Genomic DNA, 19,466 nt, shown 5'->3' on the forward strand with positions numbered 1-19,466 from the left:
ACGGAAATATTTTGAGCAACAACACAAACAACCCGGCACGTAAGTTGCGCTTCACCAAAATGCATGGTGCTGGCAATGATTTCATTGTGCTCAATGGCATAGATCAAGATCTCAGCGGAATTACCCGCGAACAGTGGCAAGCATTGGCGCATCGCCAATTTGGTATTGGCGCTGATCAAATTCTATTGGTTGAAAAAGCGACACGCCCAGATGCTGATTTTCGGTATCGTATTTTTAATGCTGACGGTGGCGAAGTAGAGCAATGTGGCAATGGCTCACGATGCTTTGTACGTTTTGTATTAGATCAAGGTATTTCCAATAAGAATCCCTTGCGTGTAGAAGTGGCACACACTGTTCTCACCCTCAAATCCCATCCTGATGGGCAAGTAGAAGTTGATATGGGCGCGCCTATTTTTGAACATAGCAATATTCCATTTAATGCCAATGGTTTAGCAAGCATTCAAGAGTTTCAAGAAACGCTATATGCACTTCCTTTGAACTACCCTGCCACGCACGATAGCTTGGTTGGTGTTTTATCTATGGGCAATCCACATGCTGTACAAGTGGTTGGTGATATTGATAGCGCACCCGTACTTGAAGAAGGGCCAGAGATTGAAGGGTTTGCAGCTTTCCCGAAAAAAGTAAACGTAGGCTACCTACAAGTGATCAATCGTAATGAAATTAAATTGCGCGTGTTTGAGCGTGGTGCAGGTGAAACCTTGGCCTGTGGCACCGGCGCATGTGCAGCAGTTGTTTCTGGCATTCGCAGAGGCTTATTAGACTCGCCGGTAAAGGTACATACACGGGGCGGCGACCTACAAATTGCTTGGGCTGGAACTATTGATGGCGTTACTCAATCAGTCATCATGACCGGTCCGGCAGTCACAGTATTTGAAGGTGAAACAGAAATCTAAGAGCGAGCGCTCTTAGATGCCGTACTTCTCGCGATACGCTTTTACTGCAGGCAAATAATTGGTTAGTTGGGTATCGCTTGATGCAGTCAAGAATGACATCAAGCCAGTTAGGTTCGCAATCGCAATCACCGGCAAACCAAATTCTTGCTCCACTGCTTGCACAGCAGATTTATCGCCAATATCAACAGCGTTACCTGAACGCTCCATACGATCCAAAGCAATCAATACTGCAGCAGGCTCTGCGCCCGCTTTGCGAATCAGATCCACCGACTCTCTCACAGAGGTCCCGGCAGAAATCACGTCATCAATAATCACCACGCGCCCCTTAACAGGAGCACCCACCAAAACTCCGCCTTCGCCATGATCTTTTGCTTCTTTGCGGTTATAGGCATAGGGAACATTAATACCATCGTCTGCCAAAGCAATTGCTGTAGCAGCCGCTAGCGTGATTCCCTTATAGGCTGGCCCATATAGCATGTCGAATTGAAGGCTCGACTCTTGCAAAGCTTTGGAGTAGTAACGGCCTAGCGCACTCAAACGAGCGCCATCATTAAATTCACCGGCATTAAAGAAATAAGGCGAGAGTCTGCCAGCTTTGGTTTTAAACTCCCCGAAGGACAAAACCTTTGCCTCTAAGGCAAAACGTATAAAGTTATCTTGATTTGAATTATTTGAGCTCATAGGCCTACATGTTACGCATCATTTCCGCGAACCTCAACGGTATCCGTTCTGCAGTCAAAAAAGGCTTTCTGCCATGGGCCGTAAAGCAAAAGGCTGACTTTATTTGCATGCAAGAACTCAAAGCCCAGCGCGATGATTTGGAAGATGCCATTCTGAATCCCGATGGAATGCATGCCTACTTCCACCATGCTGAGAAAAAAGGCTATAGCGGTTGCGGCATCTACACACCCCACAAGCCTGATGAGGTCTTGTACGGGTATGGCAATGAAGAGTTCGATGCTGAGGGCCGTTATGTAGAGGCGCGCTTTAAAGGGCTTTCTGTTATTTCGGTTTATATGCCCTCAGGCTCCAGCTCTCCCGAGCGTCAGGAGGCCAAATACCGCTATCTCGACAGCTTTTTACCGCATCTCATCGATCTCAAAAAGTCTGGGCGTGAAATCGTTCTTTGTGGCGACGTGAATATCGCCCATCAAGAAATCGACCTAAAGAACTGGAAGGGTAATCTCAAAAACTCAGGATTCCTGCCGGAGGAGCGCGCATGGCTCACCAATCTATTCAATAAAGTGGGTTACGTCGATGTCTATCGTCAGCTTGAGCCTGAGGCAACTGAGACTTGTTACACCTGGTGGAGCAATCGCGGACAGGCCTATGCAAAAAATGTAGGTTGGCGCATTGACTATCACATCAGCACACCGGGGATCGCGCAAACAGCCAAGAAAACAGCTGTGTACAAAGATGAAAAATTTTCAGACCACGCACCACTTACTGTGGATTACGACTGGAAGATTTAAGCGGTAATAAATTGCAGCACAAAACGACAGGGGAGACTACTCCCCTTCTTTTTTGATCTGCACGATCTTGAAATGAATGGTTGCCCAGATTAAAAGCAACACTGGGGCGCCAATGATGGCAGTACCGTAGAAGAATGCTTGGTACCCAAAGTTATCAACAAATACCCCTGAGAAGCCTGCCAACCATTTGGGTAGCAGCAGCATCATCGAGCTAAACAAAGCGTATTGAGTGGCTGAGTAGCGGATGTTCGTCAGCGAAGATAAGAAAGCTATAAAGGCTGCACTCGCAATGCCTGAACTAAGGTTGTCTGCAGAAATTACCCATATCAAGCCATGTAAGTCATGGCCTTGTGTTGCCAACCAGGCAAACAATAAGTTGCTGACTGCAGAGAGAACAGCGCCTACAAATAAAATGCGGAGCACACCAAATCGTAATGTAAGGACGCCACCAACAAATGCGCCCACTAAAGTCATTACAACTCCAAATACCTTGCTGACTGCCGCCACCTCATCTTTGGTGTAGCCCATATCCACATAGAATGGATTGGCCATAATGCCCATCACTACATCACTAATGCGATAAACGGCAATCAAAGAAAAAATCAATATTGCATGCCAACGATAGCGAGTGATAAATTCTGCAAAAGGCTCTACAAGCGTTTGATATAGCCATGCTTTGGCGGTACGCACTTTTGCCAACTCATACTTGACTGGCTCTTTGCTTAGCAAGGTCGTAATCACGCCAACACCAATAGAGGCGGCCATACAGAGATAGGCAAATTGCCATGCACTCGCATCGTATCCACTACCCGTTTCAGCGCGAGCCGCAAGCCAAAGAACGCCTGCACCAGCCCAAATTAAGGCGAGTCTATATCCAGTTTGATAGGTAGCGGCCAAAGCTGCTTGATGATCGCTATTGGCCGACTCAATCCGAAATGCATCTAAAGCAATGTCTTGAGTAGCAGAACCAAAGGCCACCAACAAGGCGCACCAGACAATCGAATTGAGTGCGAGCTTCGGGTCTAAAGTCGACATGCCAACCAAACCCAAAATGATGAGTGCTTGTGCAAAAAGCAACCAACTTCGGCGGCGTCCGAACAATTTCGTTAGCAAGGGAATTTGTAAACGATCTACGAGAGGCGCCCACACCCACTTAAAGGCATAGATCAACCCAACCCAAGTTAAGTAGCCAATAGTGCTGCGATCAATTCCAGCTTCACGTAACCAAAAACTCAAGGTTCCCAAAATCAGCAACAAAGGAAGGCCTGCAGAGAAACCTAGGAATAGCATGCGCAAACATGGCCATTCGAGATAAACCCGAAAATCTTTTATCCAAGATTGGACTGCAGTTAACACCTTTGTATTTTTATCCTAGGCGCGACGAATACGGAACAAGGCAAGACTGCCAAAAAGGTTTGGCATCAAGGTCACCTGGCGACCCTCATGCAAGATGCATTGATCAAGTATCTTTAAGCCAAGACTAGAGGCTAGTTTTTCAAAGTCAGCAACCGTGAGCACGCGCACGTTTGGCGTGTTGTACCACTGGTAGGGCAAGCTCTTAGAGACTGGCATGCGACCTAAGCCTACAGCTAGGCGATGTGACCAATGGCCAAAGTTTGGAAATGAAATGACCGATTCTTTTCCCACTCGCACAACTTCACGCAAAATCTTTTCAGTTTGATGAATGGTTTGCAAAGTTTGTGAGAGAACAACCGTGTCAAAACTATCATCTTCAAAAAGCGCTAAGCCACCCTCCAAATCCTGTTGGATGACATTCAACCCTTTTTGCACGCAAGACAGTACGCGTGAATCATCGATCTCAACGCCATAAGAATGCACGGGCTTTTGTTTCTGCAAGAACTCTAAGAAACTACCGTCACCACAACCCAAATCTAACACTTGAGTATTTGGTGCAATCCAATTGGCAATAGCAGCAAAGTCGGCGCGTTTATTCAGATTGCTCATACTTGAGTCTCACGCATTTGCTTAAAGTAGGCGCGCACTAGATTGTGATAACGAGCGTCATCCAATAAGAAGGCATCATGCCCATGAGGCGCATCAATCTCTGCATAAGTCACTTCGCTCTTATTGCTCAACAAAGACTCCACAATCTCGCGACTACGATTGGGCGGGAAGCGCCAATCAGTAGAAAAACTCACAACCAAGAACTTGGCTTGCACTTCCGCCAGGGCGCGGTTCAGGCTGCCATCGTAACGGCGCGCAGGATCAAAATAATCAAGCGCACGGGTAATCAGTAAGTAAGTATTGGCATCAAAGTAGGTTGAAAACTTATCGCCTTGATGACGTAAGTAGCTCTCGACTTCAAATTCAACATCAAAACTAAAACGGTAGTCATTAGACTCGCCATTAGGGCGCTGCAATTCGCGCCCAAATTTTTCTGCCATGTCGTCATCAGACAAATAGGTGATGTGCCCAACCATGCGAGCTAAACGTAAACCACGTTTAGGTACTACGCCATGCTCGTAATAGTTGCCGCCATGAAAATCGGGGTCAGACAAAATGGCATTACGTGCCACCTCATTGAATGCAATATTTTGAGCGCTCAGTTTTGGTGTAGATGCAACTACGACACAATGATCTATTCGCTTGGGAAACTGAATGGCCCAAGCCATTGCCTGCATGCCGCCCAAACTGCCGCCCATCACAGCAGCGAACTTACGAATACCCAACTTGTCAGCTAAACGCGCCTGAGTGTTTACCCAATCTTCAACAGTAACTACTGGAAACTCAGCGCCATAAGGCTTACCAGTTGCAGGATTAATGCTCATGGGCCCAGTTGAACCAAAGCATGAACCTAAATTATTTACACCGATGACGAAGAAGTGATTGGTATCAACAGGCTTGCCTGGACCAATCATGTTATCCCACCAACCGATATCTGTTGGATCTTCTGGGCTTGGTCCAGCTACATGATGTGATGCGTTGAGTGCATGACAAACCAATACGGCATTAGTTTTGTCTGCGTTGAGCTTGCCGTAGGTTTCAATGACTAAATCGTAGCCAGACAACACAGCGCCACTCTGCAAAGGCAAGGGCTCGGCAAAATGAATAGTATTTCTAGAGAGGTTTAGCTCGCTCATTCTGACAGGAGAAGACGCAAACTAACATCAGATGCTTCTGTAGGCAACTTCTTAAACCCGCTGCGGGCAAAGCGATGCCAACGACCCAAAACAAAACTCATCAACATGGCGGCGCGAATGCTGACCTCTTCTTGACCTAATTGTGACCAGTTGCCGCCCTGAGTTTGCGCAATGCGCAATGCCTGCTTGAGAGATGCCTCAACACGATCTAACACTTGAGTAATGCGCTCTTGTAAACGATCATCCTCTTGCAATAGCGCATCACCCAATAAAACACGAGTCATGCCAGGATTCTTTTCTGCAAAGAACAAAAGCATTTGCAAAATACCGCGCGCTTGAGCAAGGCCAGACTCTTCTTTTTGGTTGATCTGATTAATCAAACCAAAGACCGTTTGTTCAATAAACGAAATGAGGCCCTCAAACATCTGCGCTTTACTTGCGAAGTGACGATATAAGGCAGCTTCTGAAACTTGGATTTTGGCCGCTAAGGCAGCAGTAGTAACGCGCTCACCCTTCGGGTTTTGCAACATCTCCGCGAGAACCTGCAAGATCTGCAGACGGCGCTCACCCGGCTTGGGGCGCTTGCGCGTCTTACCAGCGTCAGCGCTGCTGTCGTTAATATCTGCCGGTTCTAAAGATTCGCGCATGCTTATTTACTCACCCACTTATCTAGAACGGATCATCGTACCGAACGCTTGCTCGGTCAGAATTTCTAACAATAATGAATGCTCAATACGACCATCAATAATGTGTACTGAATTAACACCACTCTTTGCCGCATCCAATGCAGAAGAAATCTTTGGCAACATGCCGCCAGAAATTGTGCCGTCAGCAAACAGGCCATCAATTTCACGGGCAGTAAGGTCGGTCAACAAAGTGCCATTCTTATCCATCACCCCCGGAATATTGGTCATCATGACTAACTTTTCTGCATGCAAAATTTCAGCCATCTTGCCAGCAACTAAATCTGCATTAATGTTGTAGGCCTGACCTTCTTCGCTAAATCCAATTGGAGAAATCACCGGGATGAAAGCATCATCTTGCAAGGCTTTTACAACTGCAGGATTAATGGCCTCAATTTCTCCAACAAATCCCAAATCAATTGTTCCGCCAGCGTTCTTTTCATCAGCAACCAACATTTTCTTGGCGCGGATGAGTCCGCCGTCTTTACCAGTCAAGCCTACAGCCTGGCCACCAAAGTGGTTAATCAACATCACGATGTCTTGCTGCACTTCGCCACCCAAAACCCACTCCACCACTTCCATGGTTTCTTCGTCGGTCACGCGCATGCCTTGAATAAAGGTGCCGGTCTTGCCGATCTTCTTAAGAGCTTCATCAATTTGTGGTCCGCCGCCATGAACCACTACAGGATTCATGCCAACGAGTTTGAGCAAAATAACATCGCGCGCAAAACTCTCTTTGAGGCGCTCTTCAACCATGGCGTTTCCACCGTACTTAATCACGATCGTTTTGCCGTGATACGAACGGATGTAAGGCAAAGCCTCAGCCAGAATCTCTGCCTTTAATAAAGGAGAAATATCACTAATAGTTGGTAAATGCTTAGTCATTGCTACTTAAAATTTATTCGCCAAATAATTTTTGACGGAGTTCACGACGCTCTTGAGCTTCAAGAGATAAATTGGCTGTAGGCCTTGCAATTAAACGGTTCAAGCCGATTGGCTCACCAGTTTCTTCGCACCAACCGTAGTCACCAGATTCAATACGCGCTAATGCTTGCTCTACTTTTTTGAGCAACTTACGCTCGCGATCACGTGTACGTAACTCCAAAGCATGCTCTTCTTCAATCGTGGCACGATCAGCTGGATCCGGAACCAAAATATTTTCACGTAGGTGTTCTGTTGTCTCAGAGGCATTCTTCAGAATGTCATCCTTGAGAGTGAGTAATTTTTGACGGAAAAAATCTAACTGGGCAGCACTCATGTAGTCCTTCTCGGACATCTTGAGCAATTCAGCTTCCGTTAAGGGCGCGCCTTTTGGAGCTTTTGTGCTCGCAGCTTTACTGCTTGCTTTTGCAGCAGTTGCTGGTTTTGTTGCTGTTTTTACCGTCATCTCATTCTTCCTTGGTTTGAAGCATTATTGCCCCATTCTGCCAAATTTTTATAACCTTTAATCAATATTCATAATATTGACCGTGGCGGCGGATTGTACCCGAATCTTCCTAGGCCAAACATCCCTCAAGCCCAGCCAGTAGGGTGTCTTTAGGCAGGTCGATGCCAATAAACACCATACGGGTTTGCTTGGGTTCTGCACCCCAGGGACCGGCTAAATCGCTGCCCATCATCTGATGAACCCCCTGAAACACCACTTTTCGGGCACTTCCCTTCACATAGAGGACGCCTTTGTAGCGCAGCATCTTCTCACCAAAGACCTCCAGGATGCCACCCAGGAAGTCTTCCAACTTTTTGTGATCAAAGGGTTTATCACTACGAAAAACAAAGGATTGAATGCGGTCTGTATGGCCCGCATGGCCATGGTGATGGTCGTGGCTGTGATCATGGCCGCAGGTGCTGTGATCATGATCGTGACTGTGGTCATGGCCGCAATGCTCGTGATTGTGATCATCCTGCTCCAGGAAGTGAGGATCAATATCTAGTTTGGCATTCAGATTGAAGCCCTTAAGGTCCAAAACAGCATTTAAAGGCACCACGCCCTTAGATATGCCAGCAATAGGCGCCCTCGGGTTCATATGCATCAAACGATTACGCAAAGCATCTACTTCTGCAGGAGCAACTAAATCTGTCTTCGTAATGAAGATTTGATCGGCAAAGCCAACCTGGCGCTGAGCCTCTTCATGCTCATTGAGTTGCTGCTGACCGTGCTTAGCATCTACCAGAGTAACGACGGCATCTAAAACATAATGATCTGCCACATCGTCATCCATAAAGAATGTCTGTGCAACCGGACCTGGATTTGCGACGCCAGTAGTTTCTATGACCACGCGATCAAAACTAATTTTTTTGTCTTTGCGTTGCTCCCAAAGCTCATTCAGAGCATCCACTAGGTCGCCACGGATAGTGCAGCAAATACAACCATTACTCATCTGCACAATATTTTCTTGGTTGTCTTGTACCAAGATGTCGTTATCAATATTTTCTTCCCCGAACTCATTCTCGATCACGGCAATTTTTTTGCCATGCTCCTCAGTCAAAATGTGTTTGAGCAAAGTAGTTTTGCCGCTTCCCAAGAAGCCAGTCAAAATGGTTACTGGAATTAATGCCATGAATGATCCAATCAAAATCTAGAAGCTAAAGTTTCCCAAGCAGGAAACCTTCTATCTTACCGAGTTCCTCAGCCTTTGCCAGCCTTTGCGCGTGGATGCGCTTTATCGTATGCCTGAGCAAGGTGTTGAAAATCCAAAGAGGTATAAATCTGGGTACTAGCGATGCTGGCATGCCCCAACATCTCCTGAACGGCGCGTAAATCTTGGGAAGACTGCAGTACATGACTTGCAAAGCTATGGCGCATCATATGCGGGTGCACATGAGTTGGCAAACCAGCGCGCATCGCCAAGGTGCGTAATCTCGCTTGCACCGTGCGCGGTGATAGGCGCTTGCCGGTAGCCGACAAAAATAAGGCAATTGATTCTTCCGGGTAACTTCCGGCATCTCGCTGCTCTCGCCATGCAGCAAGCGATTTCATTGCAGGCACACCAACGGGTACTGAACGACGTTTACCGCCCTTACCCAAAACCGTTACTTCAGCAGCATCCCAGTCTAACCAGCCTGCAGATTCATGTTGGCGATCCTTACTTTGCATGACATCAATTCCCAACAGCTCTGAGAGACGCAAGCCTGATGAATAGAGCAAATCAATAATCGCTGCATCACGAATCGATTCCAAATCCTTTTTCTCCTCGGCCTCTTTAACTGCTTGATTTACCAAAGCAAGGGCCTGCTCTACAGATAGGGCCTTAGGCAAGGACTTCAAGCGCTTTGGCGCCTTCACATCATCGACGGGGTTTGCAACTAATGCACTGGTTACCTTACCTGCGCGTGCATCACGTCGCGCATCTTTTTCGCTGAGCCAGTCATACCAACCACGCCACGCAGAAAGCGCTCTCGCAATACTTCTCGAAGACTTACCTTTGGAATGCAAGCGGCCCGCCCAACGACGCACATGGCCATTGCTCACCTTTAATAATTCAACAGCATCTTCAAGAGCAAAATTTTGTAGGTCACTCAAGTCCATGCCATACGCTTTGAGCGTATGTGGCGAGAGTTGGCGCAACACATGCAACTCATGCAAATACTCTTGCATGAGGGGGTGAAGATCAGTCGCCTTTAATTTCATAAGCCTGGATGCGATCCAAAGCTGCAGCAGTTAATTCGGCGATCTGACGTAAATAGAACGCGCCCATATCGGCAGTAAAGCGGGACTCATCTTTGCTTGCTAGCAATAGGACTGCCGGCGATTGATTGGCGCCAATGCTTCTACCCAGCGGCAATCCAATAGCCACCATGCTTTGCCACTCAGGATCAATAGTAGTTTGACTAGCTAATAAATCGACACTGGCAGCAGCCAGTTCTTTTGCCGAGCCGCACAAAGGGGTATCAACCCAAGGGCCAAAAGCAGAATTTGGTGAAAGTAATTGCGCGGACTCCACTTCAAATACTTCAGCTAAGCCAGAAGTAATTGCACCCTCTACATCGGCTTTATTGTTTGCTTTCATTAGACGCAATAACCAAGCAACCAAGCTTTGTTGGGTTTTGTCATTGCGACTACCGAAATGCAGCATCTCACTTAAGCGACGATTGAGCTCTTGGTTCTGGGTGCGCAACACCGTCATCTGGCGCTCTTGTAAAGAAATCGCACGGTCTTCATGTGGATGCTTAATGCGGATCTCATTAAAGAGATCGGCATAGCGTTCAAAAAAGCCTGGGGTTACACGCAACCACTCAGCAACTAATTCTTCTTGCTCAGCTTGTTTTGGATCTATTGCGCTCATGAATTTCTTTCTCTAATTTCTTTTTATTAACCAATCTTATGAACTTAGTTAGCTTAGTTTTTTACGTAAGAGCTCATTGACTTGACCAGGATTGGCTTTACCTTGTGAGGCCTTCATGATCTGACCAACCAATGCATTAAACGCTTTCTCTTTGCCTGAGCGAAACTCTTCCACAGACTTTTGATTGGCTGCCAATACTTGATCAATGATGGCCTCAATTGCACCGCTATCGCTAATCTGCTTCAAGCCTTTGGCATCAATCACTTGATCCACAGTGCTAATAGCCTTGCCAGCAACAGCCTCGTCCCAAAGAATCGCAAAGATATCTTTAGCAATCTTATTGGAGATGGTGCCATCTGCTACGCGAGTGAGCAATGGCGCCAAATGCTCTGCCTTTAGTGGTGCATCTGCTGCTGTAATACCGGCACGATTTAATGACGATGCAAGTTCACCGGCAATTAAATTTGCAGCTGCTTTTGCCAATGGCTTACCAACGATTGCCAATAGATCTTCAAATACTTTTGCAGTATCGCGATCTTGTGTGAGCAACTGCGCATCATAGGCACTTAAACCGAATTCGCTTTGCCACTGATCACGCAACTGCGCAGGAAGTGCAGGCATCTTGCTACGCACATCTGCAATCCATGCGTCATCAATGACTACTGGCAATAAATCAGGATCTGGGAAATAGCGATAGTCATTCGCGTCTTCTTTACTTCGCATGCTGCGTGTTTCTTGACGATCAGGATCGTACAAGCGGGTCTCCTGAACAACGGTGCCGCCATCTTCAATTAACTCAATTTGACGACGCACTTCGTATTGAATTGCCTCTTCCAAGAAGCGGAAGGAGTTCAGATTCTTGATTTCGCAACGGGTACCAAACTCAGCCTGTCCCATGGGGCGAACAGATACGTTCGCATCGCAACGGAATGAACCTTCTTGCATATTGCCGTCACAAACGCCAAGCCATACCACCAGACCATGCAGTGCCTTGGCATAGGCAACCGCCTCAGCAGCGCTGCGCATCACTGGCTCAGTCACGATCTCCAGGAGAGGCGTACCGGCACGATTTAAATCGATGCCACTAGACGGTTCCCCGTGGGGGCCAGTAAAGCCCTCTTCATGGACTGATTTGCCTGCGTCCTCTTCCATGTGGGCGCGGGTGAGCTCAACCACCTTCACCTCATCACCAACCAGAATTTCAACTTTTCCACCAACTACAACTGGAATTTCCATTTGGCTAATTTGATAGCCCTTTGGTAAGTCGGGATAAAAATAGTTTTTGCGAGCAAAGATGCTTGCAGGTGAAATCTTTGCATTCACTGCTAGCCCAAATCGAATCGCATGCTCTACTGCTTGACGATTGAGGACCGGCAAAACACCGGGCAATGCAAGATCAACCGCACATGCTTGTGTATTTGGCTCAGCACCAAAGCGTGTGCTTGCGCCACTGAAAATCTTCGATTGTGTTTGTAACTGTGCGTGGGTCTCTAGACCAATGACAACTTCCCATTGCATCATGCCACCTCGCTTGCTGGGCGCAAATGCCAATCGCTGGCTTGCTGATATTGGTGAGCCACTTGCAACAAGCGCGCTTCAGAAAAATAGTTGCCGATAAGTTGCATACCAATTGGTAGATTGTTTGTATTGAATCCGCAAGGAACACTCATCGCTGGCAAGCCTGCTAAGTTAGTAGACAGGGTGTAAATATCTTCTAGATACATTTGTACAGGGTCTTTTGACTTTTCACCCAAGCGCCAAGCCACATCAGGGGCTACAGGCCCCAGGATGACATCGCACTGATTAAATGCAGCCTGAAAATCTGCCGCAATAATTCGACGAATTTTTTGTGCCTGCAGATAGTAAGCATCATAGTAACCATGACAAAGAACATACGTTCCAATCATGATGCGTCGCTTTACCTCAGAACCAAAACCTTCAGTGCGAGACTTGGCATACATGTCACCTAGATCACGATATTCATTTGCACGATAACCGTAACGTACGCCATCGAAGCGACTCAAATTACTCGATGCTTCTGCGGGTGCCAAAACGTAATACACCGGAATTGATAATTTAGTTTTAGGCAAGCTGACTTCAACCAATGTAGCACCTAAGTTTTCTAAAAGCTTGGACGCTTCGTTAACGGATTTGGCAACATCGCTTGCCAGACCTTCAGCAAAAAATTCTTTTGGCAAACCAACACGCAAACCTTCTAATGGTTTTGCAGGGTTTGAGTTGCCCTCTTTCCAATTTTGGTTGAGGTAACGACCGTAATCTTCGCCGGAGTCCGCTAAAGATGTGGAATCACGCGGATCATGCGAAGACATTGCCGAAAGTAGCAAAGCACAATCTTCTGCAGTCTTGCCCATCGGGCCCGCTTGATCGAGCGAAGAGGCGTAGGCGATCATGCCGTAACGAGATACGCGCCCATAACTAGGCTTAATTCCAGTTAGGCCGCAAAACGCAGCTGGCTGTCGAATCGAGCCGCCAGTATCAGTACCAGTGGCAATTGGGGCTAGTCCTGCAGCAACCGCTGCAGCAGAGCCGCCAGATGAGCCGCCTGCTACGTGGGCTGAATTCCATGGATTTAGAACCGGTCCAAACGCTGAGTTTTCGTTGGATGAGCCCATTGCGAACTCATCCATATTGGTCTTGCCCAGGCAAACCATGCCAGCCCCATGGGGATTGTTTTCGTCTGGGATTCCCAGATTAGCCACTACCGTGGCATCAAAAGGACTCTGATATCCAGCCAAGATTTTGGAGGCTGCGGTCGACTTCCAGCCACGCGTTACGAAGACATCTTTGTGGGCAACAGGGATGCCGGTTAACTTGCCAGCTTTGCCAGATGAAATTAGCTGATCTGCTTTATTTGCTTGCTCTAAGCTTAAGTGAGCATTCACATCAAGGTAAGCATTCCACTGTTTTCCAGCCTCAATACGGTCCAAAAAGTACTGGGTTAGCTCAGTGCTGGAGACCTCTTTTGCAGCCAGTGCTTTTGCCATTAAGGCAATCGGGGTGTTGTGCCAACTCATTCGATCACCTTTGGCACCAAGAAGTAGCCATCCTGCTGTGCAGGGGCTGATTGCATGTTTTCAGCGCGGTGGTCTGACTCAGTAACCTGGTCAGCACGCATAGGCTGAGCCAAATCACGTAAAAAGAGGATTGGATGAGCCAAAGGCTCAAGACCAGTTGTGTCAACTGCTTGCATTTCCTCAACCAAGGAAAAAATAGCCTGCAATTGAGGCAAAACTGCCTCGGCTTCTGCCTGATTTAACTCAAGCCTAGAAAGGTGCGCAATGCGCTGGACATCATCAAGTTTCATGGGGCGCTAGAGTATCATTCCTATATATTTTCATTAACACTTTCTATTTTCCCACTACATCATGTTTGGTTTTTTCCGCAGCTACTTTTCCAATGACCTAGCCATCGACCTAGGAACCGCCAACACCTTAATTTATATGCGTGAGCGGGGTATTGTCCTTGATGAACCTTCTGTTGTGGCAATTCGCCAAGAAGGTGGTCCAAACGGCAAAAAGACCATTTTGGCCGTCGGCAAAGAGGCAAAAGCGATGTTGGGACGTGTTCCAGGGAATATTGAGGCAATTCGCCCAATGAAAGACGGCGTTATTGCTGACTTCACAATTACTGAACAAATGCTCAAGCAATTTATCAAGCTTGTGCATGAAAGCAAATTATTAAAGCCAAGCCCACGCATCATCATTTGCGTTCCTTGTGGATCTACTCAAGTTGAGCGTCGTGCGATCCGTGAATCTGCATTAGGCGCTGGTGCATCACAAGTATTTTTGATTGAAGAACCGATGGCTGCTGCAATTGGTTCTGGCTTGCCAGTTTCAGAAGCGGCAGGTTCGATGGTTGTCGACATCGGTGGTGGCACAACTGAAGTTGGCGTGATGTCATTAGGTGGCATGGTTTACAAAGGTTCAGTGCGCGTTGGTGGTGACAAATTTGATGAAGCAATTACCAATTACATTCGTCGTAACTACGGCATGTTGATTGGTGAACAAACTGCTGAGCTGATTAAGAAAACGATTGGCTCTGCTTTCCCTGGCGCCGAAGTACGCGAGATGGAAGTAAAAGGTCGCAATCTTTCTGAAGGTATTCCACGTAGCTTCACAGTTACCAGCAATGAAATTTTGGAAGCATTAACTGATCCATTGAATCAAATCGTGACTGCGGTAAAAGCCGCTCTCGAGCAGATCCCCCCTGAGTTGGCATCTGACATTGCTGAGCGCGGCATGATGCTCACAGGCGGCGGCGCCCTATTGCGCGACCTTGATCGCCTTTTGCTTGAAGAGACTGGTTTGCCAATTCATGTTGCAGAAGATCCTTTAACTTGCGTGGCTCGTGGTTGCGGTATCGCACTTGAGCGCATGGATAAGTTAGGCGGAGTGTTCTCGCACGAGTAAGCGACATACACGTCGACCAGGGAATTGCAACATAGCGCTCCACCACTTTTCAGACAGGGCATTCCGGCCTTACTTAAACTGATTGTCTGTCTGTCGATCAGCATCGCTCTGATGCTGATCGATTTTCGCTTTAAAGCACTTGATCCAATTCGCAACAATGTGAACTGGGTTTTGCGTCCCCTTGAATATGTCATGATGGCTCCGCGCAATGCGCTCGAAGCAACATCAGAATATTTCACAACAAGATCAACTCTTGATCAAGAAAACCAAGTCATGAAAGTTCGCCAAGCAGAACTTTCTCTGCTTGCAAATCAATCTGAATTTTTGATGGTGGAAAACCAAAACCTACGCGAGCTAATGGCTTTACAAAAACAGGTTCCATTCAAAACATTGCCAGTAGAAATTTTGTTCAATCCGCCCAACCCAATTTCACAACGGATTGTGATTAATCGCGGCAGCAATGATGGCCTGAAGCTTGGCAATCCCATTGCCAATGATTCTGGCATTTTGGGCCAGGTAGTCCGCCTTTATGAGCGCTCTGCAGAGGTTTCATTGCTGGAAGACCGAGATTTTGCAGTCCCCGTCCAAGTTGCCCGCAATGGGCTCCGCGCGGCAGTATTTGGGGCCGGGCGCGGCAATCCACTGGAGCTACGCTACTTACCGGTAGCCAGCGACTTGGAAGTTGGCGATATTTTGCTGACCTCAGGAATTGACGGTGTTTATCCCCCAGGTTTTGCGGTGGCTGTCATTAGCAAAATTGAACGCAATGTCGATAAAAATTCATCAAACGTTTTTTGTGTACCAGTTGCAGCAGTCAATCGCTATCGTCAAGCGCTCGCGCTTTTATATGATCCGCAGTTTGATGCCAAAGCGCCGACACTAAATAACAAATCTGCTGCTGGTGCAAGTAATGCACCAGGGCGCCGACAAACTCGTGCGCGGGGAATGCAATGATTGATTTCCAAAGCGGCTATATTCTGCGCCCGGTAAATCCGGTCTTTATTTACTTCAGCTTATTTTGTGCGCTGCTATTAAATCTGCTGCCGATTGGTAATTATGGTTGGGTACCAGATTGGCTGATCCTTTGTATTGTGTTTTGGAACATTCATCAGCACCGTTATGTGAGCGTGATTACCGCGTTCATTCTGGGCTTGATGATGGATGTACACAACTCGGATCTACTTGGCTTGCACGCCTTTAGTTACTCGCTTGTAGCTTACGTTGCCATCTCCTGGCACAGGCGCATCGTGGCACTCACGGTGCTGTCTCAAGCGTTGCATCTACTGCCGATTTTCTTATTGGTATCGCTCTTTCCGGTATTGGCACATTGGTTACTCAGTGGAGAACTCTACTGGTGGGCTCTGACAGGCGCTATTCAAGCGCTGATTGAAGCGATGCTCTGGCCAATAGCAACACGCATTCTGCTTGCGCCACAGCGTCGCCCTATAGATGTTGACCACAATCGACCGCTTTAAGAAACAAGATGGTTTCTTTTAAAAAGCCTGACTTAGACTCATTTCAAGAGCGCATTCATATTGCGACCTTGTTTGTTACGGTTTGCTTCTTTTTACTAGTTACTCGCCTTGTATGGCTACAACTCGTCAGCCATGGAAAATATGCCCTATTGGCAGAAAGCAATCGTATTGCTCTCGTTCCCGCTCCTGCAAACCGAGGCCTACTAATTGACCGTAATGGCATTGTGATCGGCAGGAATTATTCCGCCCTCACTCTGGATGTGAATGCTGAAGAGGTAAAAGGCAACGTAGACCAACTGATTAGCGATCTTTCCGAAATTATTGATATTTCACCCAGAGATAAGCGTAATTTCAAGCGATCCCTCGAAGATTCACGAAATATGGGCACTTTTCCCTTGCGTTCGATGCTCAATGAGACCGAAACAGCCCGTTTTATGGCCAATCGCTACCGTTTTCCTGGGGTAGAAATCCGCGCCAGAAGCTTCCGAGAGTACCCATATAACGAATTAGCCTCCCATTTGATTGGCTATATTGGCCGCGTTTCTCAGAAAGACAAGGAGCGCATGCAGGCTGAAATCGAAGGCGCCAAAGCAGATGATCCAGATGCTTTGCAGGCATCTTTCTTGCCTGGCATCCAGTACGTTGGAAAGATTGGTTTAGAGCAAAGCTACGAAACTGTTTTGCGCGGAGTGCCCGGTTACGATCAAGTAGAAATTACTGCTGGCGGAAAACCAGTGCGCACACTTTCTAGCTCGCCATCGATTCCCGGCAAGAATGTGGTTCTCTCTGTTGATATCAAGTTGCAATATTTGGTTGAGCAGCTGTACGGCAATTTCCGTGGCGCGTTTGTCGCAATTGAACCTGAAACTGGAGATGTCTTAGCTTTTGTTTCAAAGCCCAACTTCAATCCCAATGATTTTGTTGAGGGTATTGATTCAGTAACGTGGAAAGAGCTGAACGATTCACCGCAGAAGCCACTTTATAACCGTCCGCTGAAAGGCATCTATCCACCAGGTTCAACATACAAGCCCTTCATGGCGCTGGCAGCATTAGAAAATAAAAAGCGCACGCCATCACAAACCATTTCTGATCCTGGTTACTTTGACTTTGGTAATCATACTTTCCGCGATGATAAAAAAGGTGGTCATGGCATTGTGGATATGCAAAAGTCGATTGTTGAATCTTGCGATACCTATTACTACTTACTTGCCCGTGATATGGGCGTCAACATGATGCATGACTTTATGAAGCCACTTGGCTTTGGTCAAATTACTGGCATTGATTTACAAGGCGAAGCAAGAGGCGTTCTACCTTCTACAGAGTGGAAGAAAAATACTTTCAAAAAGCCAGAGCAGCAAAAATGGTACGAGGGTGAAACAATTTCACTGGGTATTGGTCAAGGCTATAACGCCTTTACTATTTTGCAATTGGCTCATGCAATGGCAAACGTTGCAAATAACGGTATTGTGATGAAGCCGCACTTAGTTAAAGCTATTGAAGATCCATTTACTCGCAATAGAGTATTAACTACACCAAAAGAAAGTTATCGCATAGATCTCAACGCTGAGAATATTGAAGTCATTAAAAAAGCAATGCTAGAAGTAAATATTTCAGGCACTTCTGCGGCGGCATTTAAAGGCACCGGCTATCAAGTCGGCGGCAAGACAGGAACTGCACAAGTCTTTAGCTTGAACTCCAAAGAATATAAACATAGCGCTACTGCAGAATTCTTGCGTGACCATGCTTTGTATATTGCATTTGCACCAATAGATAAGCCAACCATTGTGATTGCCATGGTGGTGGAGAACGCAGGCTTTGGTGCGCAATATGCTGCACCAATCGCACGTAAAGCATTGGACTACTACATTGAGGGCAAGTGGCCTAAGGAGATTCCTGAATGGAAAAGAGCCCCTTAATAAAAGCTAAAGGATTTTTCTTCAGTATCTTTGCTGGGTTGGATCGCCAGCTAGGCCTTATTCTGCTTGGCTTGGCGGCTGTTGGCTTTTTTACTTTTTTATCAGCAAGTCAAAATACTCCTGTGCAAATTGCAGAAGAGTTGCGCAATCTTGCGCTCTCTTTTGTGGTGATGTGGATCGTTTCACGTATACCGCCAAAGTGGCTTGAGATGGGTGCAGTTTGGATATATGGACTTGGTGTTGCCCTTTTAATTGCAGTGGCTGCATTTGGATTAATTAAAAAGGGTGCGCGTCGTTGGCTCAATATTGGTGTTGTGATTCAACCCTCTGAGATTATGAAGATTGCAATGCCGCTCATGCTTGCCTGGTACTTCCAAAAGCGTGAAGGCATTCAAAAATCTTGGGACTACGGAGTTGCTGCAATTATTTTGGCAATTCCAGTATTTTTAATCGCACGCCAACCCGATCTAGGAACCGCTCTTTTAGTTTTTGCTGCAGGTCTTTACGTCATCATTTTGGCGGGCTTGCCCTGGAAGTGGATTTTGCCGTTTGTAGCATTAGGTGTTGTTGGTATTTTGCTAATTATTATTTTCGGCAGCGCCATCTGTGCTCACGATGTAGTTTGGCCACTCGTGCATAACTATCAAAAACATCGCATCTGCACTTTGCTAGATCCAACTAGCGACCCTTTAGGCAAAGGCTTTCATACGATTCAATCTATGATCGCAATTGGCTCAGGTGGATTCTTTGGCAAAGGCTGGTTTCAAGGCACTCAAGCGCATTTGGAATTCATTCCAGAAAAACATACCGACTTTGTATTTGCTGTTTTCTCTGAGGAATTTGGTCTATTGGGTAACCTGGTGTTGCTAGCACTTTTCTTTGCCTTAATTAAGAGAGGCCTAGCCATCTCTGCAAGTGCGCCGAATTTATTTACTCGCCTGTTGGGCGCAGCAGTCACTCTGATTTTCTTTACTTACGCTTTTGTGAACATCGGTATGGTGAGCGGTCTATTGCCTGTTGTAGGAGTGCCGCTACCATTTATTAGCTACGGTGGCACTGCACTAGTTACCCTGGGGTTTGGTGCGGGCATATTGATGAGTATTCATCGTCATCGCCGATTGGTGCAAAGCTGACCCAACGCAATATTGTGGTTTTGTTTTTTTAGATTCTTGAGGAAATAAAAAAGCCCGGC

At 46.8% G+C, this 19,466-nt stretch carries 20 protein-coding genes; 7 read left to right on the top strand and 13 right to left on the bottom strand.

Annotation, left to right across the window (positions count from 1 at the left end; all coding sequences use genetic code 11):
• The first annotated feature begins 59 nt into the window (after positions 1–59).
• Positions 60–914, top strand: coding sequence for a diaminopimelate epimerase (gene dapF, locus ICN19_RS07960; RefSeq protein ID WP_216246943.1), 855 nt, complete (start codon positions 60–62; stop codon positions 912–914).
• A gap of 12 nt (positions 915–926) precedes the next feature.
• Here dapF and pyrE read toward each other — a convergent pair whose 3' ends face one another.
• Positions 927–1,595 (bottom strand): orotate phosphoribosyltransferase, encoded by a 669-nt coding sequence (pyrE, locus tag ICN19_RS07965; RefSeq protein WP_216246810.1) that lies wholly within the window; start codon positions 1,593–1,595, stop codon positions 927–929.
• Between the two features lie 8 nt (positions 1,596–1,603).
• Here pyrE and ICN19_RS07970 point away from each other — a divergent pair, with 8 nt between their 5' ends.
• Positions 1,604–2,386, top strand: coding sequence for an exodeoxyribonuclease III (locus tag ICN19_RS07970; protein ID WP_216246812.1), 783 nt, complete (start codon positions 1,604–1,606; stop codon positions 2,384–2,386).
• Between the two features lie 36 nt (positions 2,387–2,422).
• Here the strand turns inward: ICN19_RS07970 and ICN19_RS07975 are convergent, their stop codons facing one another.
• From ICN19_RS07975 to gatC, 12 genes are all read right to left on the bottom strand, one after another.
• Positions 2,423–3,742 (bottom strand): MFS transporter, encoded by a 1,320-nt coding sequence (locus ICN19_RS07975; protein ID WP_216246815.1) that lies wholly within the window; start codon positions 3,740–3,742, stop codon positions 2,423–2,425.
• A gap of 15 nt (positions 3,743–3,757) precedes the next feature.
• Complete coding sequence (metW, locus tag ICN19_RS07980; RefSeq protein WP_216231010.1) at positions 3,758–4,351, bottom strand: methionine biosynthesis protein MetW; 594 nt, start codon at positions 4,349–4,351, stop codon at positions 3,758–3,760.
• Positions 4,348–5,487, bottom strand: coding sequence for a homoserine O-acetyltransferase (locus tag ICN19_RS07985; protein ID WP_216246818.1), 1,140 nt, complete (start codon positions 5,485–5,487; stop codon positions 4,348–4,350). Before ICN19_RS07985 ends, metW begins: the two co-directional genes overlap by 4 nt.
• Positions 5,484–6,134: a nucleoid occlusion factor SlmA gene (gene slmA, locus ICN19_RS07990; RefSeq protein WP_216246820.1), complete on the bottom strand. Its 651-nt coding sequence runs from the start codon at positions 6,132–6,134 to the stop codon at positions 5,484–5,486. Before slmA ends, ICN19_RS07985 begins: the two co-directional genes overlap by 4 nt.
• Before the next feature lie 18 nt (positions 6,135–6,152).
• Positions 6,153–7,055, bottom strand: a complete 903-nt coding sequence (gene argB / locus ICN19_RS07995; protein WP_216185208.1) for an acetylglutamate kinase — start codon at positions 7,053–7,055, stop codon at positions 6,153–6,155.
• Between the two features lie 13 nt (positions 7,056–7,068).
• Entirely contained in the window at positions 7,069–7,557 is a 489-nt protein-coding gene (gene dksA, locus ICN19_RS08000) for an RNA polymerase-binding protein DksA (protein ID WP_216213042.1), read from the bottom strand.
• A gap of 109 nt (positions 7,558–7,666) precedes the next feature.
• Positions 7,667–8,728, bottom strand: coding sequence for a GTP-binding protein (locus ICN19_RS08005; RefSeq protein ID WP_216246821.1), 1,062 nt, complete (start codon positions 8,726–8,728; stop codon positions 7,667–7,669).
• A gap of 68 nt (positions 8,729–8,796) precedes the next feature.
• Positions 8,797–9,798, bottom strand: coding sequence for a tyrosine recombinase XerC (locus ICN19_RS08010; protein WP_216246822.1), 1,002 nt, complete (start codon positions 9,796–9,798; stop codon positions 8,797–8,799).
• Positions 9,779–10,453, bottom strand: coding sequence for a DUF484 family protein (locus ICN19_RS08015; protein WP_216246823.1), 675 nt, complete (start codon positions 10,451–10,453; stop codon positions 9,779–9,781). Before ICN19_RS08015 ends, ICN19_RS08010 begins: the two co-directional genes overlap by 20 nt.
• Before the next feature lie 48 nt (positions 10,454–10,501).
• Entirely contained in the window at positions 10,502–11,974 is a 1,473-nt protein-coding gene (gene gatB, locus ICN19_RS08020; RefSeq protein ID WP_216246824.1) for an Asp-tRNA(Asn)/Glu-tRNA(Gln) amidotransferase subunit GatB, read from the bottom strand.
• Positions 11,971–13,488 carry an Asp-tRNA(Asn)/Glu-tRNA(Gln) amidotransferase subunit GatA gene (gatA, locus tag ICN19_RS08025; RefSeq protein WP_216246831.1) on the bottom strand — a complete coding sequence of 506 codons (1,518 nt, stop codon included), beginning with the start codon at positions 13,486–13,488 and terminating at the stop codon, positions 11,971–11,973. The genes gatB and gatA overlap by 4 nt, the downstream gene beginning before the upstream one ends.
• The gene (gene gatC / locus ICN19_RS08030; RefSeq protein ID WP_068319845.1) at positions 13,485–13,778 is read right to left on the bottom strand and encodes an Asp-tRNA(Asn)/Glu-tRNA(Gln) amidotransferase subunit GatC; all 294 of its coding nucleotides are present in this window, start codon (positions 13,776–13,778) and stop codon (positions 13,485–13,487) included. The genes gatA and gatC overlap by 4 nt, the downstream gene beginning before the upstream one ends.
• A 61-nt stretch (positions 13,779–13,839) precedes the next feature.
• Here gatC and ICN19_RS08035 point away from each other — a divergent pair, with 61 nt between their 5' ends.
• The 5 genes from ICN19_RS08035 to rodA are packed head-to-tail and all read left to right on the top strand — an operon-like array spanning position 13,840 to position 19,407.
• Positions 13,840–14,883, top strand: coding sequence for a rod shape-determining protein (locus tag ICN19_RS08035; protein ID WP_068319852.1), 1,044 nt, complete (start codon positions 13,840–13,842; stop codon positions 14,881–14,883).
• Positions 14,884–14,907: 24 nt separating this feature from the next.
• The gene (mreC, locus tag ICN19_RS08040; protein WP_216246834.1) at positions 14,908–15,837 is read left to right on the top strand and encodes a rod shape-determining protein MreC; all 930 of its coding nucleotides are present in this window, start codon (positions 14,908–14,910) and stop codon (positions 15,835–15,837) included.
• Positions 15,834–16,358: a rod shape-determining protein MreD gene (gene mreD / locus ICN19_RS08045; protein WP_216213059.1), complete on the top strand. Its 525-nt coding sequence runs from the start codon at positions 15,834–15,836 to the stop codon at positions 16,356–16,358. Before mreC ends, mreD begins: the two co-directional genes overlap by 4 nt.
• Before the next feature lie 8 nt (positions 16,359–16,366).
• On the top strand, positions 16,367–18,274 hold the full coding sequence (gene mrdA, locus ICN19_RS08050; protein WP_216246836.1) for a penicillin-binding protein 2: 1,908 nt from the start codon (positions 16,367–16,369) through the stop codon (positions 18,272–18,274).
• Positions 18,256–19,407 carry a rod shape-determining protein RodA gene (gene rodA, locus ICN19_RS08055; RefSeq protein WP_216246838.1) on the top strand — a complete coding sequence of 384 codons (1,152 nt, stop codon included), beginning with the start codon at positions 18,256–18,258 and terminating at the stop codon, positions 19,405–19,407. Before mrdA ends, rodA begins: the two co-directional genes overlap by 19 nt.
• Positions 19,408–19,466: the final 59 nt, after the last annotated feature.

The sequence above is a fragment of the Polynucleobacter sp. AP-Capit-er-40B-B4 genome, from assembly GCF_018882245.1.
GTDB lineage: Bacteria > Pseudomonadota > Gammaproteobacteria > Burkholderiales > Burkholderiaceae > Polynucleobacter.

What these genes read in the sequence shown, in the direction of transcription:
- ICN19_RS07970 (WP_216246812.1), top strand. Translation starts at nt 1,604, where the DNA reads ATGTTACGCATCATTTCCGCGAACCTCAACGGTATCCGTTCTGCAGTC.
- metW (WP_216231010.1), bottom strand. Translation starts at nt 4,351, where the DNA reads ATGAGCAATCTGAATAAACGCGCCGACTTTGCTGCTATTGCCAATTGG.
- argB (WP_216185208.1), bottom strand. Translation starts at nt 7,055, where the DNA reads ATGACTAAGCATTTACCAACTATTAGTGATATTTCTCCTTTATTAAAG.
- ICN19_RS08005 (WP_216246821.1), bottom strand. Translation starts at nt 8,728, where the DNA reads ATGGCATTAATTCCAGTAACCATTTTGACTGGCTTCTTGGGAAGCGGC.
- pyrE (WP_216246810.1), bottom strand. Translation starts at nt 1,595, where the DNA reads ATGAGCTCAAATAATTCAAATCAAGATAACTTTATACGTTTTGCCTTA.
- dksA (WP_216213042.1), bottom strand. Translation starts at nt 7,557, where the DNA reads ATGACGGTAAAAACAGCAACAAAACCAGCAACTGCTGCAAAAGCAAGC.
- ICN19_RS08015 (WP_216246823.1), bottom strand. Translation starts at nt 10,453, where the DNA reads ATGAGCGCAATAGATCCAAAACAAGCTGAGCAAGAAGAATTAGTTGCT.
- ICN19_RS08010 (WP_216246822.1), bottom strand. Translation starts at nt 9,798, where the DNA reads ATGAAATTAAAGGCGACTGATCTTCACCCCCTCATGCAAGAGTATTTG.
- gatC (WP_068319845.1), bottom strand. Translation starts at nt 13,778, where the DNA reads ATGAAACTTGATGATGTCCAGCGCATTGCGCACCTTTCTAGGCTTGAG.
- ICN19_RS07985 (WP_216246818.1), bottom strand. Translation starts at nt 5,487, where the DNA reads ATGAGCGAGCTAAACCTCTCTAGAAATACTATTCATTTTGCCGAGCCC.
- gatB (WP_216246824.1), bottom strand. Translation starts at nt 11,974, where the DNA reads ATGATGCAATGGGAAGTTGTCATTGGTCTAGAGACCCACGCACAGTTA.
- gatA (WP_216246831.1), bottom strand. Translation starts at nt 13,488, where the DNA reads ATGAGTTGGCACAACACCCCGATTGCCTTAATGGCAAAAGCACTGGCT.
- slmA (WP_216246820.1), bottom strand. Translation starts at nt 6,134, where the DNA reads ATGCGCGAATCTTTAGAACCGGCAGATATTAACGACAGCAGCGCTGAC.
- mrdA (WP_216246836.1), top strand. Translation starts at nt 16,367, where the DNA reads ATGGTTTCTTTTAAAAAGCCTGACTTAGACTCATTTCAAGAGCGCATT.
- ICN19_RS08035 (WP_068319852.1), top strand. Translation starts at nt 13,840, where the DNA reads ATGTTTGGTTTTTTCCGCAGCTACTTTTCCAATGACCTAGCCATCGAC.
- rodA (WP_216246838.1), top strand. Translation starts at nt 18,256, where the DNA reads ATGGAAAAGAGCCCCTTAATAAAAGCTAAAGGATTTTTCTTCAGTATC.
- dapF (WP_216246943.1), top strand. Translation starts at nt 60, where the DNA reads ATGCATGGTGCTGGCAATGATTTCATTGTGCTCAATGGCATAGATCAA.
- mreD (WP_216213059.1), top strand. Translation starts at nt 15,834, where the DNA reads ATGATTGATTTCCAAAGCGGCTATATTCTGCGCCCGGTAAATCCGGTC.